Genomic DNA, 441 nt, shown 5'->3' with positions numbered 1-441 from the left:
GCATTGAAGAGCTAAAAATAGAGATCGCAAAAAAAGTATTCGAAACAGATGACGAAAATCTTTTGTCAGAGTTAGACATGCTTTTAAACTACAGCGAAAAGGTTGTTTTAGAAGAACTACCGAAACATGTTCAAGAGGGTATTAAAAGAGGATTAAAGCAAGCTGAAGAAGGGAAATTAATCCCTTATGATGAAGTTAAAAGAAGACTCTCTGAGAAATGGCATTAACAGTTTCTTTTTCAGAAGAAGCATACGAAACACTACTCGGCATTGGAATGTTCATCGAGGAAATCTGGGGATATGATTACGCTGAAAAATTTATCCACAGTGTTTATAAAAAAATTGATTTGATTGCCATTCAGCCATTCATTTACGAACCCATTTTATTAAACAGTCAAGTTAGAAAAGGCGTAGTTTCGAAATATACTTCTTTCTATTATAG

The 441-nt window shown here is 33.6% G+C and carries 2 protein-coding genes; both read left to right on the top strand.

What is annotated here, in order from left to right; all coding sequences use genetic code 11:
* Positions 1–227: hypothetical protein (locus AC1DND_RS29490; RefSeq protein WP_477586594.1), on the top strand; the 227-nt coding region annotated here is incomplete at its 5' end.
* A partial coding sequence (locus AC1DND_RS29485; protein WP_477586593.1) for a type II toxin-antitoxin system RelE/ParE family toxin occupies positions 218–441 on the top strand: 224 nt, incomplete at its 3' end. The genes AC1DND_RS29490 and AC1DND_RS29485, both read left to right, overlap by 10 nt.

Source organism: Pedobacter sp. 01N416, assembly GCF_056399685.1.
The sequence above is the reverse complement of the archived record's forward strand: the minus strand, read 5'-3'. Positions and strand labels throughout refer to the sequence as shown.